Source organism: Bradyrhizobium sp. TM233 (assembly GCF_036247965.1).
Lineage (GTDB): Bacteria > Pseudomonadota > Alphaproteobacteria > Rhizobiales > Xanthobacteraceae > Bradyrhizobium > Bradyrhizobium ottawaense.
This window is the reverse complement of sequence record NZ_BTIG01000120.1, coordinates 1-342: the sequence shown is the minus strand read 5'-3', so window position 1 is coordinate 342 and position 342 is coordinate 1. Positions and strand designations below refer to the sequence as shown.

Annotated in this window: 1 protein-coding gene; it reads left to right on the top strand. The window is 66.7% G+C overall.

Features of this window, described 5'->3' with window-relative positions:
- Positions 1–134: 134 nt before the first annotated feature.
- On the top strand, positions 135–342 hold a 208-nt coding region (locus tag AABA86_RS33935), incomplete at its 3' end, for a hypothetical protein (RefSeq protein ID WP_338309840.1).

Here is a 342-nt window from a genome sequence, read left to right as displayed (position 1 = left end):
CGGCATCGCGCCGCGGCGCGGCGGAGCGCCCCGCACGAAATTCAACGCGTAGAAACAATGCGGAAATCGCAAAGCCACACCGCGGCCACAGGGCTCCCGTCTTCAGGGCATGTGAAGTGCTGCTGAGGTGTGGAATGTCGTTTTTGCGGGCCTGGCTGATCGCCGTGGCGATGAGTGCTGTATCGATTGGAAGTTCGCTTCCGCTTGCACTGCTGCCGCAGCCGGCGGCCGCGCAGGCGGCGGAGACGATCGTCGTCGAAGGCAATCGCCGGGTGGAGGCCGAGACGGTCCGCTCCTACTTCAGGCCGGGCCCCGGCGGGCGCCTCGATCAATCCGCGATCG